This is a genomic window from Cellulomonas sp. P4_H4 (assembly GCF_056400865.1).
In genome coordinates, this window is sequence record NZ_JBFUKL010000001.1 from 159444 (window position 1) to 184207 (window position 24764).

A 24764-nucleotide genomic window follows, 5' to 3' on the forward strand; every position below is an offset into this window, starting at 1 on the left:
GCAGGCTCGAGCCATGACATCAGACCTGGTGATCGAGGCCCACGGCCTCGTCAAGCACTTCGGTACGACGAAGGCGCTGCAAGGCGTCGACCTCGCCGTCGCCCGCGGAACCGTCCTCGGCGTGCTCGGCCCCAACGGAGCCGGCAAGACGACGGCCGTCCGCATCCTGTCCACCCTGCTCACCCCCGACGCCGGCACCGCGCGTATCGCCGGGTACGACGTGGTCAAGGACTCCGTCCGCGTCCGTCAGTCGATCGGCCTCACGGGTCAGTACGCGTCCGTCGACGAGGACCTCTCGGGCCGGCAGAACCTCGTGCTCTTCGGCATGCTGCTCGACCTGGGCAAGGCCGGCGCCCGTGCGCGCGCCGCCGAGCTGCTCGAGTGGTTCGACCTGACCGACGCGGCCGACCGGCCCGCCAAGACCTACTCCGGAGGCATGCGTCGCCGCCTCGACCTGGCCGCGAGCCTCGTCGGACGCCCCGACGTGATCTTCCTCGACGAGCCGACCACCGGCCTGGACCCCTCCAAGCGCGAGGACATGTGGGACGTCGTGCGCTCGCTCGTCACGGAGGGCTCGACAGTCCTGCTGACCACGCAGTACCTGGAGGAGGCCGACGCGCTGGCCGACGAGATCACGGTCATCGACCACGGTCGCGTCATCGCGCACGACACCCCCGACGGCCTCAAGCGCATCGTCGGCGGTCAGACCCTCGAGGTCCGCCCCGCCGACCTGACTCGGCTGGAGGAGACGGCGACGATCCTGGCGCAGGTGTCCTCCGACGGCCGTGCGGAGGAGATCCGCAAGGGCGTCCTCGCGGTCCCGGTGGCCGACGACTCCGCGCTCACCGCGACGGTCTCCCGCCTGGCGAGCGTCGGCATCGGCGTCACCGAGCTGTCCTTGCACCTGCCCAGCCTCGACGAGGTGTTCTTCACGCTCACGGGCCGCACCGCGTCCGAGGACGACACGACCGTCACCACAGACAAGGAGGTGGCGTGATGACCACCGTCGCAACCCCCACGGCACGGCAGACGCCGTCCGCCGCCGTCGCCGCAGCCAGGCGGCCGTTCCCGCTGGTCCGGCACTCGTTGTCGCTGGCCAAGCGCAGCCTGATCAAGACGTGGCGCACGCCCGAGGCGCTCATCGACGTCACGCTGCAGCCAGCGATCTTCCTCGTGATCTTCGTCTACATCTTCGGTGGCGCGGTCGCCGGTGACACGACGACCTACCTGCAGTTCCTGCTCCCGGGCATCCTGGCCCAGACCATCGCGCAGGGCTCGATCGCCATCGGCGTCAACCTGAACACCGACCTGGGCAAGGGCATCTTCGACCGCTTCAAGTCGCTGCCGATCCCGCGTGCCGCTCCCCTCGTCGGAGCCGTGTTCGGTGACGTGGTCCGCTACGTCGTCGTCATCGTCTCGACGTTCGTCGTCGGCTACCTGATGGGCTTCCGGATCCTCACCGATCCGCTCAGCGCCCTCGCCGGGTGCCTGCTCGCCATCACGTTCGCTCTGTCGCTGAGCTGGGTGTCCGTGTTCGTCGGGATGAAGGTCCGGACGTCCGGTGCCGTGCAGGGGATCATGTTCCTGATCATCATGCCGCTCAGCTTCGCGTCCAACGTGTTCGTCCCGGCGACCACGCTGCCCAGCTGGATGCAGACGTTCGTGCAGTGGAACCCGCTGACGCACCTGGTCGCCGCGATGCGCGGCTTCTTCCTCGGCTCGCCGATGGGCAACAGCCTCGTCTACACGCTGCTGTGGTGCCTCGGCCTGGTCGTGGTGTTCATGCCGCTCGCGCTGCGCGCGTACCGCAAGAAGGCCTGACCTTCGCGACGAGAAGAGGGCGGTCACCGGACACGGTGGCCGCCCTCTTCCGTCGTCGGCACGCTCACTCCCGGACGATCACCACGGCGGTGCCGTACGCGACGATCTCCTGGTAGCCGGCGGACACCTCGTTGGCGTCGAACCGCATCGCGATCACGGCGTTGCCGCCGCGGGCCCGCGCGGCCTCGACCATGCGGTTCACGGCTTCGTCGCGACTCTCCTGGAGCTGCTTGGTCAGGCCTCTGAGCTCGCCGCCGCCGAACGCCTTGAACGCAGCTCCGATCTGCACGCCGACGTTGCGCGCGCGCACGGTCAGCCCGGTCACCTCGCCGAGCACGGTCGTGATGCTGAACCCGGGGGCGTCGTTCATCGTCGAGACCAGGAAGTCCATCAGGGTTCCCCCTCGGGGCGAGCGGCTGTTGTCTCCGAGCGTAGGTCAGACGATGGCGGGAGCGAGCTCGCGGATGCGTGCGGCGGCGTCGGGTCCCGGGCGGTCGCGCCACAGGCGGAGCGTCTTCTCACGTTCGTCGTCGTCCCCGAGCAGGCCCGCGAGGGTCGCGCCCAGCCCGAGCTGGAACAGCATCGCGAGGTTGGCGCCCAGGCGGATGCCGAGCGACCACAGCTCGCGCGCGTCCGCCGCCCGACCCCGGTGGGCCGCGAGCTCGGCGACACCGAGGGCGTACGAGCCCAGCACGGGCATGTCCTGCATGCTCTGGGCGTCGTCCCCGGCCAGCTCCAGCAGCTCGACGGCGCGCAGCTCGGCACCACGGTCGTCGGCGCGGCCGAGTCCGGTCGAGCGCAGGTGGACCACGGCGGCCGCGACGCGGAACAGCACCCGGGCCTGCGGCGCGCCGACCACCCCGTTCTCGACGAGCGCGGTGGCGGCCTCGGCGTCGGTCACCGCGCTGGTGACGTCCCCGGCGGCCCACGCCACGTGCGCGAGCCCGAGGTGGGCCTGGGCGATGTCCATGTCCTCGACCTGCGGGGAGAGCGTGACCTCGCGCAGGCGCTCGACCGCACCCTCCTCGCCCGCGAGCGCGCGCTGCACGTCGAGCAGGACCGTGATGCTGCGGACGTCGTGCTGGGCGCCGACGAGCTCCAGGTGCTCGACGCTGCGGAGCAGCCACTCCTCGGCATCGGGCTCGCCGCGGGCACCTGCCCACTGCCCGATGCCCTGCGCCGCCATGCCCATGCCCCAGTGGTCGCTGGCGAGCTCGAACGCGCGGTAGGCCTCGCGGGCGTCGTCGCTCGACATGCTCGGGTCGCCCGCGTTCTCACGGGTCGCCGCCCGCATGAAGAGGCCCAGCCCGCGCAGGTAGGGGTCGTCGTTCTCGATCATCCGCTCCGCGGCCGCGAGCGCGACGGACATGTCGCTGGTGCTCAGGCCGGGCAGCAGCGACGCCAGCGCGGCCGAGCGCGGGGACACCTGCTCGGGCCGGTCCGCCATGACCCGACCGATGACCCGTGCCGCGAGCGCCCCGATCCGGTACGAGCCGGAGACGCCGGCGTTGACGGCCGCGAACAGGCAGGCCGAGGTGATGCGGTCGGCGTCCGGGAGCGGCCGCCCGGCGGCGGCTCCGTGGTACAGCGCCGACCGGTTGCGAGCGGCGGGGTCGTACGCCTTGAGGATCTGGGGCGCCCACTCGATGACCTCGAGGTGTGCCCCGCGCACGCTCCACAGGTGGAACAGCGCGCTGGCGATCCGCACGGGGGTGACCTCGTCGTCCTTCTCCAGCGCCCAGCGCAGCGCGGCGAGGAACGACTCCTGCTGCTGCGCGCAGCGGTCGAACGCGTCGATCTGGTCGCGGCCGACGAACCTGTCGAACAGGCGGCCGGCCTCGATCCCGGCCCAGCGCACCAGCCCGGTCATCGCGTCGGAGCGTTCCCCGGCGGCGTCCAGACGAGCCTCTCCGTACTCGCGGACGGTCTCGAGCATCCGGTACAGGACGACGCCCGAGTCGTGGTCGTCGAGGGTGAGCAGCGACTGCTCGACCAGCGTCGCCAGCCCGCGGCGCACGATGTGCGGCTGGGTGCCCGCCACGGCGATCGCGGTCTCGGCGGTGAACGCGGTCGGGATGACCGAGACACGCTGCAGGAGGTCGCGGTCGGCGGGCTCCAGCAGCTCGCGGCTCCAGTCGACCATCGCCCACAGGCTGGCGTGCCGCTCGGGCAGCCCGCGCAGGGCGTCGTCGAGGAGGGAGAACCGGTCCGTCAGGCCGTCGAGCACGTCCTCGACGGCCATGGACCGCAGCCGAGCCGCGGCGAGCTCGAGCGCCAGCGGCAGGTTGTCCAGGCGGTGGCACAGCTCGAGGGCGCGTTCGGGCTCCCAGCCGACCGCCGCCCTCCCGGCACGCGCCCGCGCCTCGAGCAGCGCGACGGCGTCGGCGTCGGGGAGCGTGCGCAGGCGGTGCACGGCCTCGCCGACGAGGCCCAGGGGCGCTCGGCTCGTGGCCAGCACCACGACGTCGTCCGCGGCCAAGGCCAGCAGGTCGCCGACGACGCTCGCGGCGGCATCCAGCACGTGCTCGCAGTTGTCGAGGACGAGCAGGCCGTCGAGGTCCTGCATCGCGAGCCGCATCCGGTCCTCGGGCGAGTGCAGCTGCCGGGGGAGGGCGAGCTCGACGCGCGAGGCGGTCGCGTCGGCGCCACCGATCGCGGCCAGCACGGTCGGCAGGACCTCGCCCGGCGCACGCACGCCGGCCAGCTCGATCACGCGGACGGGCCGGCCGGCGGCCGCCGCGCGGCGCGCGACCTCGGTGGCGAGCCGGGTCTTGCCGGCGCCGCCGGTCGCGACGATCGTGACCAGCGGGCTCGTCGCGAGCGCGGCCTCGATCTCGGCCACGTCCTCGTCGCGACCGACCAGCGCGGTCGCGGGCCGACGCCAGGCGCCCGGCAGGTGCACCCGTGGCGCGGTCGTGGCGGGCGCGGGCGGCGCTGTCGCGGCCAGCTCGCCGCGCAGCAGCGCCAGGTGGGCCTGTGCGAGGACCGGGGACGGGTCGGTGCCGTACCGCTCGGCCAGCTCGGTGCGGACGCGGTCGACCACCTCGAGCGCCTCGGCGTCCCGGCTCTGCGCCGCCAGCACCCGGACCAGCAGCGCGACCAGCGGCTCGTCGGGCGGGGTGCCCAGGGCCCGGCGGCGCAGGTCGTCGACGACGTCGGTCGTGTCACCCAGCGCGAGGCCCGACTCGGCGCGCACGGTCACCGCCTCGGCGAGCAGCCGCGCGGTCGTGGGGTCGGTCAGGTCGGGGACCGCCGGGAGGATCGCGCGGGCCCGGCCGGACAGCTCGTGCGCGGTCGACGGATCGCCCGCGCGCAGTGCGGCACGGCCCTGGTCGAGCAGCTCCTCGAGCTCGGCGACGTCGATGTCGAGGTCCTCGGTCGGCAGCCGATAGCCGCCGGGTGCACCGGTGACGGGCAGCCCGAGCCGTCGCGCACGGGAGACGAGAGCCTGCACCGCGCCGACGGCGTCGTCGGGCGGGATGCCCTCCCACACGTCCTCGACGAGGGCCGCCGACGACACGACACGCCCGCGCGCGTCGAGCAGCGCGCCGATGAGGGCGACCAGCCGGTCCCCACGGACGGGGCGACCGTCGACGGTGAGCGCCCCGAGGGTGGTGATCTGCACGTGCACAGCATCCCGCACCGCGCCGCGTCCATGCGCCCGCGCTGGTCGAGCTCGCCTAGCCGGGGACGACCGCGATCGCGTCTATGGAGACCAGCAGGCCGCGAGGCAGGCGAACGTTCGCGGGTGCCGACCGCGCGGGCGGTGGGGTGGGCATGTGGCGGGCGTACACGGCGTTGAGAGCCGCGAAGTCGGCGACGTCGGCGTAGAAGATGGTGGTCTTGACCAGGTCGGCCATCGACGCGCCCGCCGCCTCGAGGGTCGCGGCGATGTTGCGCAGAGCCAGCTCGGTCTGGGCCTCGATGCCGTCGGGGACGTCCCCGGTCACGGGGTCGATCCCGGCGGTGCCCGAGCAGAAGACGAAGCCACCCGCGACGATCGCCTGGCTGTACGGCCCGAGCGCGGCCGGGGCGTCGTCGGTGTGGATGCTGTGCCGGGTCATCGGATCTCCCAGACGGACGGTGTCGGGGCGGGCAGAACGGATGCGGTCGGAGCCGCGTCCTACCCGTCGAAAGGTACCGCCCGGGGAACGTTTCGGGGCGAATCGGACACACGGCGTGTGCACAGCGATGTGCACGGCCCTGTGGGTGTCCGATGGGGGCCTGTGGATGTCTGTGGACGGCCCCGTGAACCTGCTGGTCGGGGCCTGTGTCAGTGGTCGGCGATAGCCTGGATCTTGTCCACAGGGTGAAGAATGACATCCGTGTCACTACAACCCCTAGTGGTCCATTGCTTCCCCGACCACTAGGTGTAGTGTCTTGTTCAGACGTTACGAGAGAGTCGTTGGCAACGAGCGAGCGGTTGCGAGCGGGCAGTGAGCAGGCAGAGTCCGGCGGATTGATCCCCCGGACGAGGCGTGTGAAGCGGTCTCCCGGTCACTCAGAACAGCAGCAGTGCGGCGGGCTCGGGGGAGCACGCAGCAGCCAGATCACACAGGAGCCACGATGACGATCACGGTCTACAGCAAGCCGGCGTGCGTCCAGTGCAACGCGACCTACCGTGCGCTCGACAAGCTCGAGGCCGACTACGACGTCGTGGACATCAGCCAGGACGCCGACGCACGTGACTACGTCATGTCGCTCGGCCACCTGCAGGCGCCCGTCGTGATCGTCGACGGTGAGCACTGGTCCGGCTACCGGCCCGACCGCATCAAGGCACTCGCCGAGCGACTGGCCACCGCCGTCGCCTGACACACTCCCGGGTCCGGCGCTGGTCTCGACACCGCGCCGGCCCGGTGGGCATGCCCGAAGGACCCGAGCGAGGGGATGGACCGATGAGCTCCCTCATCTACTTCTCCTCTGCCTCGGACAACACCCACCGCTTCGTGCAGAAGCTCGGTCTCGACGCGCAGCGCATCCCGCTCAAGCCGACAGACCCGTTCCTGCATGCCTCCGAGCCGTACGTGCTGATCCTGCCGACGTACGGCGGGGGCAACGAGGGTGGCGCAGTGCCCAAGCAGGTCATCAAGTTCCTCAACGACGAGGACAACCGTGCACTGATCCGTGGCGTCATCGCGGCCGGTAACACGAACTTCGGCGAGGCCTACTGCATAGCGGGGGACATCATCGCGGCCAAGTGCCACGTCCCCTACCTGTACGGGTTCGAGCTCATGGGAACGCAAGAGGACGTCAGAAGCGTCCGCGAGGGATTGGGAAGATTTTGGCAACGACAGTCGCAGATACCCGCGTAGAGACGTCAGGCCTGGACTACCACGCCCTCAACGCCATGCTGAACCTGTATGGCGCGGACGATGAGATCCAGTTCGACAAGGACCGTGAGGCGGCTCGGGCGTACTTCCTGCAGCACGTCAACCAGAACACGGTCTTCTTCCACGACCTCAACGAGAAGCTCGACTACCTCGTCGAGAACAAGTACTACGACCCCGCGGTCCTGGAGCAGTACGACCGCGCGTTCATCAAGACCCTCTTCGAGTACGCGTACTCCAAGAAGTTCCGCTTCCAGACCTTCCTCGGCGCGTTCAAGTACTACACGTCGTACACGCTCAAGACGTTCGACGGGAAGCGGTACCTGGAGCGCTTCGAGGACCGTGTCTGCATGGTCGCGCTCGCGCTGGCCGAGGGTGACCAGGACTTCGCGATCTCGCTCGTCGACGAGATCGCGTCCGGCCGTTTCCAGCCGGCCACCCCGACGTTCCTCAACCTCGGCAAGGCGCAGCGCGGCGAGCCCGTCTCCTGCTTCCTGCTGCGCATCGAGGACAACATGGAGTCCATCGCGCGCGGCATCAACTCCGCGCTGCAGCTCTCCAAGCGCGGCGGCGGCGTGGCGCTCCTGCTCACCAACATCCGCGAGCACGGCGCGCCCATCAAGCACATCGAGAACCAGAGCTCGGGCGTCATCCCCGTGATGAAGCTCCTCGAAGACTCGTTCTCGTACGCCAACCAGCTGGGTGCCCGCCAGGGCGCCGGTGCCGTGTACCTGCACGCGCACCACCCGGACATCTACCGGTTCCTCGACACCAAGCGCGAGAACGCCGACGAGAAGATCCGGATCAAGACCCTCTCGCTCGGAGTCGTCATCCCGGACATCACGTTCGACCTGGCGAAGAAGAACGAGCCGATGTACCTGTTCTCGCCGTACGACGTCGAGCGCGTGTACGGGGTTCCGTTCGCGGACATCAACGTGACCGAGAAGTACTACGAGATGGTCGACAACGCGGCCATCAAGAAGTCCAAGATCAGTGCCCGCGAGTTCTTCCAGACGCTCGCCGAGCTGCAGTTCGAGTCCGGCTACCCGTACGTCATGTTCGAGGACACGGTGAACCGGGCCAACCCGATCGCCGGGAAGATCACACACTCGAACCTGTGCTCCGAGATCCTGCAGGTCTCGACGCCGTCGACGTACAACGAGGACCTCTCCTACAAGGAGGTCGGCCGCGACATCTCCTGCAACCTCGGCTCGATGAACATCGCGCTGTCGATGGACTCGCCCGACTTCGGCAAGTCCGTCGAGGTCGCGATCCGCGCCCTGACCGGTGTCGCCGACCAGACGAGCATCGAGTCGGTGCCGTCGATCAAGAAGGCGAACGCCGGCGGTCACGCGATCGGCCTGGGTCAGATGAACCTGCACGGCTACCTGGCTCGCGAGCGCATCTTCTACGGTTCCGACGAGGGCCTCGACTTCACCAACATCTACTTCTACACCGTGGCGTACCACGCGATCCGTGCATCGAACCTGCTGGCCCAGGAGCGCGGCAGCGCGTTCGAGGGCTTCGCGGACTCGAAGTACGCGACCGGCGAGTACTTCGAGAAGTACACCGAGAAGGAGTGGAAGCCGAAGACGGCGCGCATCGAGGCGCTGTTCGCCGAGGCCGGCGTGCACATCCCGACGCAGGACGACTGGAAGGCGCTGTCGGCCCTGGTGCAGGAGCACGGCATCTACAACCAGAACCTGCAGGCCGTCCCGCCGACCGGCTCGATCTCGTACATCAACCACTCGACGAGCTCGATCCACCCGATCGCGTCGAAGATCGAGATCCGCAAGGAAGGCAAGATCGGCCGCGTCTACTACCCGGCGCCGTTCATGACGAACGACAACCTGGAGTACTACCAGGACGCGTACGAGATCGGCTACGAGAAGGTCATCGACACCTACGCCGAGGCCACGCAGCACGTCGACCAGGGCCTCTCGCTGACCCTGTTCTTCAAGGACACGGCCACCACGCGTGACCTGAACAAGGCGCAGATCTACGCCTGGCGCAAGGGCATCAAGACGATCTACTACATCCGCCTCCGCCAGCTCGCGCTGGAGGGGACCGAGGTCGAGGGTTGCGTCTCGTGCATGCTCTGACCGCCGCTCTGAACATGAAGGAAGCAACGCGATGAGCGAGAAGCTGAAGCTGGTCAGCCGTGTCTCGGCGATCAACTGGAACCGCCTGGACGACGACAAGGACGCGGACGTCTGGGACCGCCTCGTCGGCAACTTCTGGCTGCCGGAGAAGGTGCCGGTGTCCAACGACGTGCAGTCGTGGGCGACGCTGACCGAGCAGGAGAAGACGCTCACGATGCGCGTCTTCACCGGCCTGACGCTGCTGGACACGATCCAGGGCACGGTCGGCGCCGTCTCGCTGATCCCCGACGCGATCACGCCGCACGAGGAGGCCGTCTACACGAACATCGCGTTCATGGAGTCGGTGCACGCCAAGTCCTACAGCTCGATCTTCTCGACGCTGTGCTCCACCAAGGAGATCGACGAGGCGTTCCGCTGGTCGGAGGAGAACGCCAACCTCCAGCGCAAGGCCGAGATCGTCATGGAGTACTACCGCGGCGACTCGCCCCTCAAGCGCAAGGTGGCCAGCACGCTGCTGGAGTCGTTCCTGTTCTACTCGGGCTTCTACCTGCCCATGTACTGGTCCAGCCGCGCCAAGCTCACCAACACGGCCGACCTGATCCGCCTGATCATCCGTGACGAGGCCGTGCACGGGTACTACATCGGCTACAAGTACCAGAAGGGCCTCGAGAAGCTGTCGGCGGACGAGAAGCAGGAGATGAAGGACTACACCTTCGAGCTCCTCTTCGAGCTGTACGACAACGAGGTCGAGTACACGCAGGACCTCTACGACGGCGTCGGCCTGACCGAGGACGTCAAGAAGTTCCTGCGCTACAACGCCAACAAGGCGCTGATGAACCTCGGCTACGAGTCGCTCTTCCCGCGCGACGAGACCGACGTCAACCCGGCGATCCTGTCGGCCCTGTCCCCGAACGCCGACGAGAACCACGACTTCTTCTCCGGGTCCGGCTCGTCCTACGTCATCGGCAAGGCCGTGAACACGGAAGACGACGACTGGGACTTCTGAGCCTCGTCTCGGCACTGAACGGCTGGGCACCCGATCGGGTGCCCAGCCGTTCGTCGTCAGTGGTGCCGCACGTCGACGATCGGCAGCCTGAGGGCCGCGGGAGCGTCGGCCGGGACGACCGGGTGCAGCGGGGCGGTGGACGCGACGGGCCGGTAGGCGGCTCCCGGCGCAGGCCGCTGGTCGGGCTGCCCCTTGTTGGGCCACAGGGACATCGCGCGCTCGGCCTGCGCGGTGATCGTGAGCGACGGGTTCACGCCCAGGTTGGCGGACACGGCCGACCCGTCGACGACGTGCAGCCCCGGGTACCCGAACACGCGGTGGTAGCCGTCCACGACGCCTTCGTCCGCAGTGGCGCCGATGGCGCAGCCCCCGAGGAAGTGCGCGGTCATGGGGACGTCGACGATGTCGCTGACGGAGCCCAGCGGAAACCCGCCGATCTCGTCGGCGATCGCCCGTTGCACGGTGTCGGCGGCCTCGATCCAGGTGGGGTTCGGAGTGCCGTGCCCCTGCGTGCTCGTGAGCCTGAACCGCCCGAACCGCGTGCGTCGCGGGGCGACCGTGATGCTGTTGTCGTGGGTCTGCATCGTCAGCGCGATGACGCTGTGCTCCGACCAGTGGCGCATGCCGAGGTAGATCGACGCGAGCTGCCCTGGGTGGCGGACGACCTGCCGCAGCCACGCGACCCACCTCCTGCCGGAGCCGCCCTTCGTCGCGACCGTGGTCAGCAGGCCCATCAGGTTGGAGCCCTTGCCGTACCGGACGGGCTCGACGTGGGTCGTCGGGTCGGGATGGATGGACGACGTGATCGCGACGCCGCGCGTGAAGTCGGGCCGGACGGGGGACCGCAGACGGGTCATCGCGCCGCCGAGGCTCTCGCTGTTGGTCCGTGTCAGGTGGCCGAGGCGGTCGGACAGCCCCGGCAGGTCACCGGACTGCTTCATGCGGTGCAGGAGGTGCTGCGTCCCCCAGGTCCCGGCCGCGAGGACCACCTGCTGCGCACGGAAGGTGGTCGGTCGTCCGCGTCCCCAGCTGCCCGAGCGGACTGTCGTCACCTCGTAGTGGTCGCCGACGGGACGGATCCGGGTCACGGTCCGTTCGGGGTGGACGACGGCCCCGGCGCGCTCGGCCAGGTACAGGTAGTTCTTGACGAGCGTGTTCTTCGCGCCGTGCCGGCAGCCGGTCATGCACTGGCCGCACTCGAGACAGCCGGTACGCGCGGGCCCGGTCCCACCGAAGAACGGGTCCGGCACGCTGACACCGGGCCGCGGCTCGTCCTGCCCGAAGAAGACACCGACCGGGGTCAGGGTGAAGGTGTCGGCGATGCCGAGCCGTTCGGCGACCGACCTCATGACGATGTCCGAGGGGGTCGTCGTCGGGTTCGTGACGACACCGAGCATGCGCTTGGCCAGCGCATAGAACGGCGCGAGCTCGGCTCGCCAGTTCGTGATGCGTGACCACTGCGGGTCCTGGTAGAACGCGTCTGCGACCGGCTCGTAGAGAGTGTTGGCGTAGTTGAGCGATCCGCCACCCACACCCGCGCCGGCGAGGACCACGACGTCGGGCAGCACGTGGATCCGCTGGATTCCCTTGAGACCCAGCCTCGGCGCCCACAGGAACCGGCGGACGTCCCAGCTCGTCCGTGCGAACTCGTCGTCCGCGTACCTGCGACCCGCCTCGAGCACGCCGACGCGATAGCCCTTCTCGGTGAGCCGGAGCGCCGCGACGCTTCCGCCGAACCCGCTGCCGACGACCACGACGTCGTACTCCTGCATTCGAGACCTGCGATTCCTGGAGCGGCCCATTCCCGAGAGGTGTCGCCACTGTACGGCGAGCACCACGCCGGGACGGGCGAGGAGCCACGCGCGCCGAAACTCCGAAAAGTCCGAAAACGGTTGCGGGCATTTCTGACCTATGCGACGCTCTTCACGAACCTCGCATTCTCAACGGAGAGAGAGCACCCGGTCGTGAAGATGTCCCTCCCCGCCCGTGCCCGCGCCCGGGTACTCGCAACCTCGTTTGTCGCCGTTTCGGTCGTCGCCACCTCCTTGGTCCCGCTCACCGCGGCGGCCGTGCCGGGTGCGGAGGTCCCGCAGAGCAGCCTCGGGATGCCCGTCTTCCACGGCTCGGAGGCTCCCGTCCCGGACACGGGCGTCGACTACGCGCCGTCGCCGTACCTGCAGCGCGTGTTCGATGCCGACGTGGGCGCGGGCGCCGGCACCGCGCCCGGGAACGACTTCTGGGTCGACCGGATGCTCGCCCGCTCCGGGCAGGGATTCGACGCCGACGAGAACCGTGTCGCGTTCACCCGTGGCCGAGCCGTGTTCATGAAGAGTCACGACCCCGCTGTCCTCGGCTGGAGCGGGGACGTCGCGTACTGGGAGTCGCTCGGCCGCGGGGGCGCCTTCACCTACACCGTCGAGGTCGACGGCACGCCGGTCGCACTGACCGAGCAGCCCTCGCAGCGCAGGCAGACGCCGTCGTACTTCTCGAGCACCTTCACCGGCGGTGGGCTCACGCTCCGGCAGACCAAGTTCATCACCCAGGACGACGTGATGGTGGCCGACGTCGACGTCACCGACACGTCGGGCGCCGCGCGCACGGTGCGCCTGGATGCGACGTCGCCACTGACTACCCGCGCAGACGGTGACGAGTTGGTCGGCGCCGTGCGCGCACTCAACAACATCACGACCGTCTACCCGCGGCTGTCGGGCGACGGGTTCACGGCGTCGCCGGGCGGTGGCGCGCTGGTGCGCGAGCTGGCCGTCCCGGCAAGCGGCACGGCCGGCACCAAGCTCCAGCTCGGGATGCTCGTGGACGAGCTGCCCGCAGCGGAGTCCGAGTACGCGGCGTACCGGGCGGCGAGTCCGGCCGAGGCGTTCACCACGCACGTCACGACGTACAACCGGTGGTGGGCCGAGAACATCCCGTACCTCGACACGCCTGAGGACAACATCGACAAGACGCTCTTCTACCGCTGGTGGCTGATGCGTTACAACTACCTCGACGCCGACGTCCCGGGCAACGACTACCAGTTCCCGACGTCGATGGAGGGCGTGCTCGGCTACAACAACGCGATCGTCCTCACGGTCGGGATGTTCGTCGACGACCTCAAGTACTTCCGCGACCCGACCTACGCGTACGGGCCCGCCGTGGCGGTCGGTGAGGTGTCCAAGCGGGGCAAGTTCGTCGACAACCCGGGCGACCCGGCCAACTGGTCGAACTCGTACACGGAGTACATCACCGAGGCCGCGTGGCGCGCCTACGAGCTCCACGGCGGCCCGGGGGCGATCGGCGCGACGCTCGGCCAGCACTCGATGGACGACGTCCAGGGCCTGCTCGACGCGTACGACGGCAACGGCAACGACCTCATCGAGTACAGCTGGGGCGCGATGACCGGCAACGACGCCGACGCGGTGTCGTTCCACTGGCCCGGGCACGGCGCGAACATGGACCGGACCGAGAGTGCGTACCTGTACTCCAACGCCAAGGCGGCCGCCGAGTTCTTCCGCGTCGCGGGCGAGGACGAGAAGGCCCAGCACATGGAGGACCTTGCGGCGCGCGTGCGCTCGGCCGTCCTGGAGTACCTGTGGGAGCCGGCACAGACGACGCCCGACCAGGTCGGTCTCTACGGCAACCTGCTCAAGCACCGCATGACGCAGGACGGGACGCTCAACCCGTACAAGGAGATCAACAACTACTACCCGTTCACCGTCGGCCTCATGCCCAAGCAGGGCGACCCGGACTACGACGCCTCGTACGTGGAGGCGCTGCGCCTGTTCGCCGACGCCGACCAGTTCCCGGTGTTCCCGTTCTTCACGGCCAACCAGGTGGACAAGGACGACTCGCCCGAGGCGGGGTCGAACAACTTCTCCGTCATCAACTCGACGGTGCTCTTCCGGATGTTCGCCTCGGTCCTGCGCGACTACCCCTCGGACTACGTGACGCCCGAGATGTACAAGCAGCTCCTCTACTGGAACGCGTTCGCGCACTATCAGGGCGGCGACAACCGGCTGCCGAACCAGAACGAGTTCTGGGCCGACGGGTCTGCCGCGGACGGCGGCTCCATCGGGTACCGGTCATGGATCCAGCACACGATCCTCGGCGCGACCAACTTCACGGTCATCGAGGACGCGATGGGTCTGCGCAGCCGCGCGGACGGCAAGATCGAGCTCGACCCGGTCGACATCGACTGGCCGTACTTCACCGCCAACAACATCCGGTACCACGACCGCGACCTGACGGTGACGTGGGACCAGACCGGCGACCACTACGGCTCGGAGGTCCCCGCGGGGTACTCCGTGTTCCTCGACGGCGAGCTCGCGTTCACCGTCGACGACCTGGCCCACGTCGTCTACGACCCGACGACCGGTGTGGTGGAGCTCCCCGAGGGTGGCGCCCAGGTCGTGACCTCGTCGTCCTCCGAGCTGGCGGCCGCGGCGGACGTGCGGTTCGCCGACACCGACCGCGTCGTCGACGTGTTCGCCAAGGCCGGTACCGACATCACGACGGCGTCGACGGGCTCGGCGAACCTCGCCGCAGGCCGGCCGGTGACGGCGACCTACGGGGCCGCCGGACGCGGAGCCGCCGGTGCCGTGGACGGGACGACCGTGAACGAGCCGTTCTGGGGCACAGCCGGATCGCCGAACGCGACCGACTCCCTGGAGGTCGAGCTCGACGGCACGCAGACGGTCGACGACGCCCGGCTGTACTTCTACCGCTCGTCGACGAGCGCGACGGTGCAGGGTTACGCGGCGCCCGAGCTCTACACGCTCGAGTATCACGACGCCGCAGGCTGGCACCCGGTCGCCGGGCAGGCGCGCACGCCGGTCTACTCGACGGCCAACCTCAACCACCTGCAGTTCCCGGCGGTCCAGGCCGACCGGCTGCGCGTCACCGTGAAGCACGCGGCGGGCTTCCGCACGGGCCTCAAGGAGATCCAGGCGTTCTCGACGGGCGTCGCGGCACCACCGTCGACCAACGCCGCGCCGAAGGTCTCGGCCTACCAGGACACGACGTTCGACCAGCCCGGCCAGGTCCGCCTGATCGGCTCGGTCTCCGACGACGCCCAGCCCGCAGGCACCCTGACCAGCGCATGGACCGTGGTCAGCGCACCGGACGGCGCCGAGGCGGTCATCGCCAGCCCTGCGTCCGCGACGACCGTCGTGCGGTTCGACACCAGCGGCCGGTACGTCCTGCGGCTCACGGCCTCGGACGGCGAGCTGAGCACCGGTGCGGACGTGGTCGTCGACGCCGTCGTCAGTGCCAACGCGAAGACCAACGTCGCACCCGACGCCACGGCGACGGCCTCCGCCGTCACCGGGTGGAACAGCATCGCCGCCATCAACGACGGCAACGCGAGCTACCCGGTCGCGGCCGAGTCGGACGCGTGGGGGACGTGGGGGACCGCGGCCGGTCCCGGCAACACCTACTGGGCGCGGCTGACCTGGCCCCAACCGGTGCGGGTCGACGAGTCACGCATCCTGTTCCACTCGAACCAGGACCCGGGCGGCGTTCTGCCCCCGTCGTCGTGGACGCTGGAGTACCTGGCCGCCGACGCGACGTGGCAGCCGGTCCCGGCGGCGAGCGGCTATCCGACGGTCGACGGTGAGCTCAACTCCGTCACGCACGGCGCGGTGACGACGACGTCGTTGCGCGCCACCCTGGTCCGCAACGGCGCGAGCTACCCGGGCATCATCGAGTGGCAGGCGCTCGCGGACGAGCCCGTGTCGGTCGAGCCGGTGGCCGTGCGCACGCTCGTCGGGGTCGCACCCGTGCTGCCCGACCAGGTCGAGGTCGTGTTCGCCGACGGCACCCGCGTCCCACGCGCGGTGACCTGGCAGGACATCCCTGCCGACGCGTACGGCGCACAGGGCGACTTCACGGTCCCGGGCTTCGTGCAGGGCACCTCGAAGCTGGCCCGCGCGACGGTCTGGGTGCGCCCGACCGACGCCGTGCAGGTCAACACGTTCGAGCAGCAGTCCGTGACGACCGTCGCCGGCATCGCGCCTGCGCTCCCGGCCCGGGCGATCGCGGTCTACAACGACGGCTCGCAGGCGTCGCTGCCCGTGACGTGGGACCCGGTCGACCCGGCGGCGTACGCCGAGGCGGGCGAGCTCACGGTCGAGGGGACCGTGGCCGGCACCGACAAGCGGCCGCAGGTCGTCGTCACCGTCACCTCAGGCGCGCCGGCACCCCCGGTCGTCACCCTGACCACCGAGCCCGCGCGCCCGGCGAGCGGCTGGTTCACCGGCCCCGTCGCGGTGACGGTCACCGCGACCGACGACGACCCGTCGCCCGTTGTCGAGGTGCAGGTCGACGGCGGCGCGTGGAACCCGGTCACCGGGCCCGTGGACCTCAGCGGTGACGGTCGGCACACGGTTCGCGGCCGGGCCACCGACTCCGGCGGGCTCGTCTCGCCGGTGCAGACCGCGGCGGTCGACATCGACGGCACCGCACCCGTGGTGGCAGCGACGTTCGACGATTCCCGGCGCCGCCTGACGCTCTCGACGACGGAGACCGGCTCCGGTGTCGCGTCCATCGAGTACCGGGTCGACGGCGGGGTGTGGACGCTCTACGGATCCGGCGCGACGATCGCGCAGGCAGCGATCGTCGAGTACCGGGCGACCGACCTGGCGGGCAACGTCTCGGCCGTCGGCAGCATCGACGTCCCGGCGCCCGATCCGAACGCACCGGTGAACATCGCGCCCAACGCGGTGGTCAGCGTGTCCGCGACGACGACGTGGAACCGCGCGGCGGGCATCACCGACGGCGTCGCGGTCCACCCCGTCACCTCTCAGGCCTCGGCCTGGGGCACGTGGAACATCGCAGGCGACACCCAGTGGGCTCGCCTCGACTGGCCGGAACCCGTCACCACGACCACGAGCCGGCTCATGTTCTTCGACGACGGTGGCGGCGTGCGTCTGCCCGCGTCGTGGACGCTCGAATACCTGCTCGAGGACGGCACCACCTGGGCACCCGTGCCTGAGCCGTCCGGATTCACCACGACGCTCGGCCAGTTCGACATCGTCACGCACGCCCCGGTGACGACGACGGCACTGCGCGCGACGCTGGCGAAGCCCGCGGGAGGCTACGTCGGGATCGTCGAGTGGGAGGTCGACAGCGCGCCCGTCGTGCCGCTGAGACTCACTGCGCCGACCGGCCCTGTGGCCACGGGCGACGCGATCGACGTGGCTCTCACGGGCGGCACGGTCGGTACCGACTACGCCGTGACGCTCGAGCCGGGTGGCGTCGAGCTCGGCACGCTCGCGACCGACGAGCACGGCGCGGGCACCCTGCGCACGGCACCGCTGCCGCGAGACCTGCCCGGTGGGGCGTACACGGTGCGGGCCGCACAGGGCGAGTCGGTCGCGGAGGCACCCCTCGAGGTGACCGCCGGACCGGGCGAGGCCGTGGTCACGGCGGGAACGGTCGAGATCGTCGGCGTCCCGACGGTCGGCCAGGTGCTCCTCGCGCAGAGTGCCGGCTGGGGACCCGACGGCATCGAGCTCGGGTACCGGTGGTCGGTCGGCGGGAAGGTGGTCAAGGACGTCACCGGGGCCGAGTACACACCGACCAAGAAGGACGTCGGAAAGACCGTGACCGTCGAGGTCACCGGCTACCTGGACGGCTGGGAGAGCGTTTCGGTGACCTCGGCCGAGACCGCTGCGGTGGTCAAGCCGACCGTGCTCGCGGGCACGGTGTCGCTCGGCACCGCCGTCGTGGGCGAGCGGGTCACGCCGCAGACCGCGGGGTGGGCGCCGGACGTCCGGCTCGAGTACCGCTGGTCGCTCGACGGATCGCCGATCCGCGGCGCGACGGGCAGCACCTACAGCCCCCGTGCCTCCGACGTCGGCAAGGCGCTCACGGTCGAGGTCCGGGGGACCGCGTCCGGCCACGAACCCTCCGCGTGGGTGGCGTCGCCACCGACGACAGTCCAACCCGGGCAGCTCGGGACGCACGACGTGCACGTCGTCGGCATCGCGAAGCCGCGGTTCCCCGTGGTCGCGGTGACGGTGCCCTGGGCGCCGTTCCCCGTGTCGCTCCACTACCAGTGGTTCCTGGACGGGAAGCCGATCACGGGCGCGACCTCTCCGGTGTACGTCGTGCGTACGGCCGACAAGGGTGGCGAGCTCACCGTCAAGGTGACCGGCACCAAGGACGGCTACGCCCCGACCACCCGCACCTCCGACGCCACGAAGGTGGGACGTTGATCATGACGACGCACACGACTCGCAGGGCCGTCACCGCCGTTCTCACCGGGGCGCTCGTCGCGACCACGCTCGCGGCCTGGCCGTCGGCGGCCGTCGCGGCAGACCCCGCCGCGACCCGGTCGTTCCACACGGACGGCAACCCGATCCTGGGTGACGGCTCGTACTACTCGGCGGACGCGGCACCGTTGTCCGTCGACGGGAAGCTCTATGTGTACGCCGGGCACGACGAGGCCGCGGAGCAGCAGGCCGGCTTCGAGATGCACGACTACGGCGTGTTCGCGACGGACGACCCGACGTCGGGCGACTGGGACCTCTACGCGGACGACCTGGACCCCGACGAGGTCTTCTCGTGGGCCACCGGGGACGGGGCGTACGCAGGGCAGGTCACCCGCGGCGCAGACGGCAAGTTCTACTGGTACGCGCCGGTGCAGTGGGACAACACCGCCGTCCCGAACCAGATGGCGATCGGCGTGGCGGTCTCCGACGGACCGCTCGGGCCGTGGACGGACGCCGTCGGCGAGCCGCTGCTCACGTGGACGGACGTGTTCGGCTCGTCGACCAACGGCCAGGAGGTCATCGACCCGCACGTCTTCACCGACACCGACGGCCGCGTGTACCTGTACTGGGGCTCGTGGGGCGTCGCGCGGATGGTCGAGCTCGAGCCGACCATGACGGCCACCACGGGCGCCATCTCGACGCTCTCCGGCCTGACGGGGTTCTTCGAGGCGCCCTGGGTGTTCGAGCGAGAGGGCACCTACTACCTGGCGTACGACTGGAAGCAGGGCGGCTCGTCCTGCACCCCGTCGAACTACCAGGCCTGCATCGCGTACGCGTCGGCGCCGTCGGCGTCAGGCCCGTGGACCTACCAGGGCATCATCCTGGGCGGCACCTCGGCGACGACGGTGCACCCGTCGATCGTCGAGCACGAAGGCCGCTGGTGGATCACGTACCACACCAAGGACGCCGTCGGCGGTGGGCACTTCCGCCGCTCGGTCGCGATCGACGAGGTGCAGTGGGACGGCGACACGATCCTGCCGGTGGTGCCGACCCGGGCGGACGACCCCGACTTCCGGCTGACCGACAACGTGGCGCTCGCCGCGACCGCCGCCGCGTCGTTCACCGAGCAGCCGCCCATGACGCTGCGCTCCGTCAACGACGGGTTCCGGGCCACGACCGCGCTGCTGCCGCCCGACCAGTGGGGCAACTACCGTGGCACCACGAGCTCGAACCCGTCCGACTGGGTGCAGTACACGTGGGACGCACCCGTGCGCACCGGCAGCGTCGGCATCGAGTTCCACCAGGACTCCAACTGGATCCGCCCGCCCGCCTCGTGGGTGGTCGAGTACCAGGACGCGGCTGGTGACTGGAAGCCCGTCGAGGGCGCGACGTACCCGACGGCCACGGACACGTGGAGCACCGTGACCTTCACGCCGGTCACGTCGAGCGGGCTGCGGGCCACGTTCCGCGGCCAGGACGAGGGCGCCTACGTGCACTCCGTGGCCGTCTCCGAGTGGGAGGTCTACGGGGTGCAGGCGGACTCGCTGGTCGATGTCGACGTCGCGACGCCCGTCGGGACGGCACCCGTGCTCCCCCAGGCGGTCCGTCTGCCGTACGGCGACGCCGGCTCGCTCTGGACGCCGGTGAACTGGCGGCCCGTGGACCCGGCGCAGTACGCCGCTGCCGGCACGTTCACCGTCGAGGGCCGGGCGCTCGGACAGTCCGCGGCCTACCTCACGGCGACCGTCCACGTGGGCGGCACGGTCGACCCGGGCGACGAGGACACGACCGCGCCGACCGTCACGGTCGCCGCATCTGGCACCTCGGGCGAGGACGGCTGGTTCTCCTCCCCGGTCACCGTCCGCGTCGCCGCCGACGACGACGCGTCGTACCTCACGACGATCGAGACCCGCGTCGGTGACGGCGCCTGGAGCAGCACATCGGACGTCCGGTACGTCGACGTCCCGGTGTCCACCCAGGGCGAGTCGGTCGTCACAGGCCGCGCGACCGACGCAGCGGGCAACGCGTCGGCCGAGGTCAGTCGCACGGTCAAGGTCGACACGGGTGCGCCGACGGTCAGCGCCACGCTGGACGCCGCGACCCGTGAGGTCACCGTCGGAGGGTCGGATGCACTGTCCGGGCTGGCGGCCCTGGAGTACCAGTTCGACGGCGCGGGCGACTGGGTCGTCGCCGAGCCCGGCACGGTGGTGCCGGCGCCCGACATGCTGCCGCACGAGCTGGTCGTCCGGAGCCGCGACCGCGCGGGCAACACGGCGACGACCACGGTGTCCGTGCCGCTCGGCGACGGAGCCCAGCTGCAGGGCAACGTCGCGCCGTACGCCACGCCGTCGACCTCGTTCACCTCGGGCTGGGAGTCGATCGCCGGCCTGAACGACGGCACCAACGCGTGGGCCGAGGACGACGAGTCCAAGTACGGGTCCAGCTGGGGCACGTGGGACCAGGTCGGTGAGCAGTGGGCCAGGCTGTCGTGGGACTTCGACGTGACGGTGGACCGCGCCAACGTGTGGTGGTACCAGAACGTGCCGGACGCCCAGAACGAGGGCCTCATCGCGCCGCGGTCGTGGGTGCTGCAGTACCTGGACGCCGACGGGACCACGTGGCGCGACGTCACGCTCACGTCGGGGGAGTACGGCCGGACCAGCGACGGGTTCGAACCCGTCGGCTTCGAGCCCGTGACGACGCGCGCGCTTCGGATCGTCGCGCAGTCGTGGGGTGCCGCTGCCGGACAGGGCTCGGTGGGCATCCACGAGTGGCAGGTCGGGGCGGCGCAGGCCGACGGCGTCGTCACGCCTTCCGCTCCCACGTTCCAGGAGGCCGAGCTCTGCACCGACGGCGTGCCGGAGTCGGCGACGGTCACGATCCCGGAGGTCGAGGGCGTGATCTACGCGATCGGCGGCCAGGACGTCCCGGGCACGGTCGAGGTCGCGGCCGACGCGCGCGTCGTGGTGACCGCCCGGGCGGCCGACGGCTACGAGATCGCCGGCGGTGCCACGAGCGAGTGGGAGCACACGTTCACGGCTCCCGACTGTCCCGTCGAGGACGTCGTCGTCACGGCGCAGCCGCCCGTCTGGACGGCGCCGGTGTGCACCGACGGGCAGGCCGGGGACGGCTCGCTCGCGGTGCCGGTCGTCGACGGCGTCGCGTACACCGTCGCCGGGGCGAGTGCGGGCCTGGAGCTCGCCGTCCCGCTCGGCAGCACGGTGACCGTGACCGCCCGACCGCTCGGCGGGTTCGCCTTCCCGGCCGGTCCGCAGGCCACGTCGTGGGCCTTCCGGGCCGACGAGCCCGACTGCTCGCCGGCCGCGACGGTCGCGCCGGGAACGGTGCGGATCACGGGGCAGGCGCGGGTCGGCGAGACCCTGCGTGCGAAGACGTCCGGCTGGCAGCCGGACGACGTCCGCCTCGCGTACGCGTGGTTCGCGGACGGTGTCCGACTGGACGGTGCGACAGGGGACAAGATCGCAGTGACCCCCGCGCTCGAGGGTGCGAGCCTGTCGGTCCGGGTCACCGGGTACGGTCCGGGCCTCGTGACCGCGTCCGTGACCTCGGACCCGGTCGGGCCGGTGACACCGGCCCGGACCGGCTGGACGTGGCTCTGGACGGGTGGCGGCATGAGGTGGCCCTGGGACTGAGCGACGTGTGACCCGAACGGGTGCTCAACCACCGATCGCGAACGGCCGACTCCCTCGGGAGTCGGCCGTTCGGTCGTTCTCGGTCCGTCGCGCGGCACGGGGGCACACGTGAGCACACCACCACCGGCGGGCTGGTTCGACCACGAGATCCGGGTGGACGACGACGGAGACCAAACGTGCGCGCCGATCGCCTCGTTCTCGGTCGCCGGCACGACCTTCAGAGCCGAGTCGCACATCTCGAGCAGCGACTGCCCAGCGATCGGCTCGGTCGAGATCCTTGCTGTCCGCCAGCTCGGCGTCCTTGGCCGAGCGGTCCGCACGTTGTTGCCCGACCGTGGCGTTGGATGAGCGTCCTGGCGAAGCCGCAGGTGAGACGCCTGGGCGGCTGTCCTAGTGAGGGCAGCCTCACCTGAAAAGTGCCTCTGACCTGCGGATTGGCCAGCGCCCCCTGCCTAGGCAAGGCGCGGGGAACGGGTCTACGGTCGGGTGGAACAGACCGGTGAGACCCCACGGAGGTCGTCATGAGCACCCTGATGGACATGCCAGCTGTCGCCGAGTGTTCGGTCGCCGGCTGCTCGTACAACGACCACTCGCACTGCCACGCGGCCGCGGTGACCATCGGTGGCGGGTCGGGCGACGCGCAGTGCACGACGTTCATCCCCCTCGGCGTGAAGGGCGGCCTCGACAAGGTCGTCACGCACGTGGGCGCGTGCCAGCGCTCGGAGTGCGCCCATAACTCGTCCCTCGAGTGCACGGCATCGTCCGTCCGCATCGGCGCGGGCCACGACGAGGCAGACTGCCTCACCTTCACGGCCGCGTAGCCGTATCCCCCGCTTCACGACGAAAGGCCGCCCGGAGCGATCCGGGCGGCCTTCGCTGTGCACGAGCGAGCTCAGGCCGGCTTGGCCACCACGATGAGGTCGCGGACCAGTGCGGCCGCCGAGGGGACGAGTGCCTTCTCGCCGGGCACCAGCGACGGATCGGCGGAGCGGACCGCCACGGCGTCGTCGAGCACGGGCAGCAGGTCGACGTCGATCGCGTGCAGGAACGCGGCGAGCAGCGCGCGGGCCGCCTGCGAGTAGACGCCACCGGCGTCGGCGGCGACCTCGGCGATGATCAGCGCGGTGAGAGCGATGTCGAGCTCGGCGGTGCCCGTCCGAGCGTTCGACCAGTCGATCAGTGCCGGACCTCGGGACTCCGACAGGATCACGTTCGCCGGGTGGATGTCGAGGTGGACGATGACCGGACCGGTCGGGATGCGAGGCCAGACCTCCGGATCGCTCGAACCCCAGCCCTCGGGTGCGGCGATCGCGTGCAGGCGGGTGTGCAGGTCGGCCAGGATCGCGGCTGCGTCGGCCAGCGAGATCTCCTCGGCACCGAGCGCCTGCAGCAGCGTCGGGCCGTGCAGGCGCTCCATCATGAGGTCAGGACCGCTCGCGGCGAGCACGGCAGGGGCGGGGAACCCGTGCGCGACCGCGTGGCGGAGCAGCTCGACCTCATGCGTCGCGTCGCGTCCCGAGCGGTAGCGGCGCAGGACCCTGCAGTCGTCGACAGCGAACACGTCGGTCGCTGCACCCGAGGCAATGACGTGTCCCGGGTCGGCGGCGAGGACGACGTCGACCGGCGGGAGCGGCGAGTCGTGCGCGGCGCTCCCGGGGTCGGTCGGGACCAGTCCTGCGGAATTCATGCATAGACGGTAGACGCATTTTCGGCGCTTGTCGCAGTAGTGCGACCGACTCGTCGCTGACCTGCACGGCCGGTACGAGCCTGCGTCCCGCCCTGTGGGCGGCTCCGCCGTCAGGTCCGCGCGACGCGCTCCAGGGTGCGCAACGCCTGCTCGTGGGTGTTCGGCAGCGGCTCGACCCACACGCGGACGGGAAGGCGCGTCAGGGCGCGGATGTCGAGCAGCTCGCACCGGCGGTCGATCTCGGCCTGCAGCTGCTCGAACGGCGCGCGCGTGCTCTCGTCGGCCCGCGCGAGCACTGCGAACACACCCCCGCCGAGCGTCGCCATCGGGTGGCCCTCGCCGTACGTGGTCGTCATCGCGGCGCCGACCGCGGCCGACCGTGCGGCGCGTGTGAACGGGTCGATGTCGCCCGCGGCCACGTCGACGAGCACGAGATGGTGGCCGAGGTCGCCGTTCGTGCGGGCTCGCTGCGTCGGGAGAGCCGCGTCGCGGTACGTCTCCGCGAGCCGGATTGCGAGGTACTGCCGCGTCGGCAGCCCGGACTCCGGGTCGAGCGCGGTGCCGAACGCGAGCGCACCGGCCTGGGCGTCGGCCCAGCCCTCGCACAGGGCGCGGACCACGGTCGCAGGGGGTTCGGTCGAGCCGAGCGCCCGGTAGAGAGCGCCGAGGTCGTCGATCGTCTCGCCGATGCCGACTCCGTCGTACCCGCGGGCACGGCCGAGCTCCTCGGCGGCGATCGACGTGTCGTTCGGGGACAGGATGGCGGCGGCGATCGCGTCGACGGCCGGGTGATACCAGTCCGAGGGACGCAGCCACACGGACCCGACGCTCTCGTCGCGCCACCGCTCACGCAGTGCGGTGGGCAGGACGCCGTGAGTCAGCACCCCGTCGAGGGCGTCGCCGGAGAATCCCGAGAGGGCAGCGTCGTTCGGTCCCGAGTTGATCGTCACGCCGGATGAGA

Annotated in this window: 15 protein-coding genes; 9 read left to right on the forward strand and 6 right to left on the reverse strand. The window is 70.5% G+C overall.

The genetic code is table 11. From position 1 onward, the window contains the following. The first annotated feature begins 13 nt into the window (after nt 1–13). Both AC1DPN_RS00845 and AC1DPN_RS00850 read left to right on the forward strand, forming a co-directional pair. Nucleotides 14–997, forward strand: coding sequence for an ATP-binding cassette domain-containing protein (locus tag AC1DPN_RS00845; RefSeq protein ID WP_477082834.1), 984 nt, complete (start codon nt 14–16; stop codon nt 995–997). Then, entirely contained in the window at nt 997–1821 is an 825-nt protein-coding gene (locus AC1DPN_RS00850; RefSeq protein WP_477082835.1) for an ABC transporter permease, read from the forward strand. The genes AC1DPN_RS00845 and AC1DPN_RS00850 overlap by 1 nt, the downstream gene beginning before the upstream one ends. A gap of 64 nt (nt 1822–1885) precedes the next feature. Here the strand turns inward: AC1DPN_RS00850 and AC1DPN_RS00855 are convergent, their stop codons facing one another. Genes AC1DPN_RS00855 through AC1DPN_RS00865 form a run of 3 tightly spaced genes read right to left on the reverse strand, consistent with a single transcriptional unit; the run spans nt 1886 to nt 5885 of the window. Next, complete coding sequence (locus AC1DPN_RS00855; RefSeq protein ID WP_477082836.1) at nt 1886–2212, reverse strand: YbjQ family protein; 327 nt, start codon at nt 2210–2212, stop codon at nt 1886–1888. A gap of 45 nt (nt 2213–2257) precedes the next feature. After that, the gene (locus AC1DPN_RS00860) at nt 2258–5446 is read right to left on the reverse strand and encodes a BTAD domain-containing putative transcriptional regulator (RefSeq protein ID WP_477082837.1); all 3189 of its coding nucleotides are present in this window, start codon (nt 5444–5446) and stop codon (nt 2258–2260) included. 55 nt (nt 5447–5501) lie between these two features. After that, on the reverse strand, nt 5502–5885 hold the full coding sequence (locus tag AC1DPN_RS00865) for a Rid family detoxifying hydrolase (protein WP_477082838.1): 384 nt from the start codon (nt 5883–5885) through the stop codon (nt 5502–5504). 502 nt (nt 5886–6387) lie between these two features. Between AC1DPN_RS00865 and nrdH the strand changes: the two genes are divergently transcribed. The 4 genes from nrdH (at nt 6388) to nrdF (ending at nt 10256) form a co-directional block, all read left to right on the forward strand. Next, nucleotides 6388–6633 (forward strand): glutaredoxin-like protein NrdH, encoded by a 246-nt coding sequence (gene nrdH, locus AC1DPN_RS00870; protein WP_477082839.1) that lies wholly within the window; start codon nt 6388–6390, stop codon nt 6631–6633. An 83-nt stretch (nt 6634–6716) separates the two neighbouring features. Continuing rightward, a complete protein-coding gene (gene nrdI, locus AC1DPN_RS00875) occupies nt 6717–7133 on the forward strand; it encodes a class Ib ribonucleoside-diphosphate reductase assembly flavoprotein NrdI (RefSeq protein ID WP_477082840.1) in 417 nt (138 codons plus the stop codon). Next, a complete protein-coding gene (gene nrdE / locus AC1DPN_RS00880) occupies nt 7103–9250 on the forward strand; it encodes a class 1b ribonucleoside-diphosphate reductase subunit alpha (protein ID WP_477082841.1) in 2148 nt (715 codons plus the stop codon). Before nrdI ends, nrdE begins: the two co-directional genes overlap by 31 nt. Before the next feature lie 31 nt (nt 9251–9281). Then, the gene (gene nrdF, locus AC1DPN_RS00885; RefSeq protein WP_477082842.1) at nt 9282–10256 is read left to right on the forward strand and encodes a class 1b ribonucleoside-diphosphate reductase subunit beta; all 975 of its coding nucleotides are present in this window, start codon (nt 9282–9284) and stop codon (nt 10254–10256) included. A gap of 56 nt (nt 10257–10312) precedes the next feature. On the opposite strand, the gene AC1DPN_RS00890 is transcribed toward nrdF, so the two are convergent. Next, entirely contained in the window at nt 10313–12028 is a 1716-nt protein-coding gene (locus AC1DPN_RS00890) for a GMC oxidoreductase (protein WP_477082843.1), read from the reverse strand. Nucleotides 12029–12301: 273 nt separating this feature from the next. On the opposite strand from AC1DPN_RS00890, the gene AC1DPN_RS00895 reads away from it, so the two are divergent. From AC1DPN_RS00895 to AC1DPN_RS00905, 3 genes are all read left to right on the forward strand, one after another. Beyond that, complete coding sequence (locus tag AC1DPN_RS00895; protein ID WP_477082844.1) at nt 12302–18466, forward strand: Ig-like domain-containing protein; 6165 nt, start codon at nt 12302–12304, stop codon at nt 18464–18466. 2 nt (nt 18467–18468) lie between these two features. Then, nucleotides 18469–22116 (forward strand): family 43 glycosylhydrolase, encoded by a 3648-nt coding sequence (locus tag AC1DPN_RS00900; protein WP_477082845.1) that lies wholly within the window; start codon nt 18469–18471, stop codon nt 22114–22116. A 521-nt stretch (nt 22117–22637) separates the two neighbouring features. After that, complete coding sequence (locus AC1DPN_RS00905) at nt 22638–22937, forward strand: DUF1540 domain-containing protein (protein ID WP_477082846.1); 300 nt, start codon at nt 22638–22640, stop codon at nt 22935–22937. Nucleotides 22938–23008: 71 nt separating this feature from the next. Here the strand turns inward: AC1DPN_RS00905 and AC1DPN_RS00910 are convergent, their stop codons facing one another. After that, the gene (locus AC1DPN_RS00910) at nt 23009–23803 is read right to left on the reverse strand and encodes a phosphotransferase (RefSeq protein WP_477082847.1); all 795 of its coding nucleotides are present in this window, start codon (nt 23801–23803) and stop codon (nt 23009–23011) included. A 110-nt stretch (nt 23804–23913) separates the two neighbouring features. Next, nucleotides 23914–24753, reverse strand: coding sequence for a hypothetical protein (locus tag AC1DPN_RS00915; RefSeq protein WP_477082848.1), 840 nt, complete (start codon nt 24751–24753; stop codon nt 23914–23916). Nucleotides 24754–24764 lie beyond the last annotated feature (11 nt).

Bases quoted from the DNA above. Each gene is read 5' to 3' on its own strand.
- AC1DPN_RS00845 (WP_477082834.1), top strand. From the start codon at position 14: ATGACATCAGACCTGGTGATCGAGGCCCACGGCCTCGTCAAGCACTTC.
- AC1DPN_RS00850 (WP_477082835.1), top strand. From the start codon at position 997: ATGACCACCGTCGCAACCCCCACGGCACGGCAGACGCCGTCCGCCGCC.
- AC1DPN_RS00855 (WP_477082836.1), bottom strand. From the start codon at position 2,212: ATGGACTTCCTGGTCTCGACGATGAACGACGCCCCCGGGTTCAGCATC.
- AC1DPN_RS00865 (WP_477082838.1), bottom strand. From the start codon at position 5,885: ATGACCCGGCACAGCATCCACACCGACGACGCCCCGGCCGCGCTCGGG.
- nrdH (WP_477082839.1), top strand. From the start codon at position 6,388: ATGACGATCACGGTCTACAGCAAGCCGGCGTGCGTCCAGTGCAACGCG.
- nrdI (WP_477082840.1), top strand. From the start codon at position 6,717: ATGAGCTCCCTCATCTACTTCTCCTCTGCCTCGGACAACACCCACCGC.
- nrdF (WP_477082842.1), top strand. From the start codon at position 9,282: ATGAGCGAGAAGCTGAAGCTGGTCAGCCGTGTCTCGGCGATCAACTGG.
- AC1DPN_RS00890 (WP_477082843.1), bottom strand. From the start codon at position 12,028: ATGCAGGAGTACGACGTCGTGGTCGTCGGCAGCGGGTTCGGCGGAAGC.
- AC1DPN_RS00900 (WP_477082845.1), top strand. From the start codon at position 18,469: ATGACGACGCACACGACTCGCAGGGCCGTCACCGCCGTTCTCACCGGG.
- AC1DPN_RS00905 (WP_477082846.1), top strand. From the start codon at position 22,638: ATGAGCACCCTGATGGACATGCCAGCTGTCGCCGAGTGTTCGGTCGCC.
- AC1DPN_RS00910 (WP_477082847.1), bottom strand. From the start codon at position 23,803: ATGAATTCCGCAGGACTGGTCCCGACCGACCCCGGGAGCGCCGCGCAC.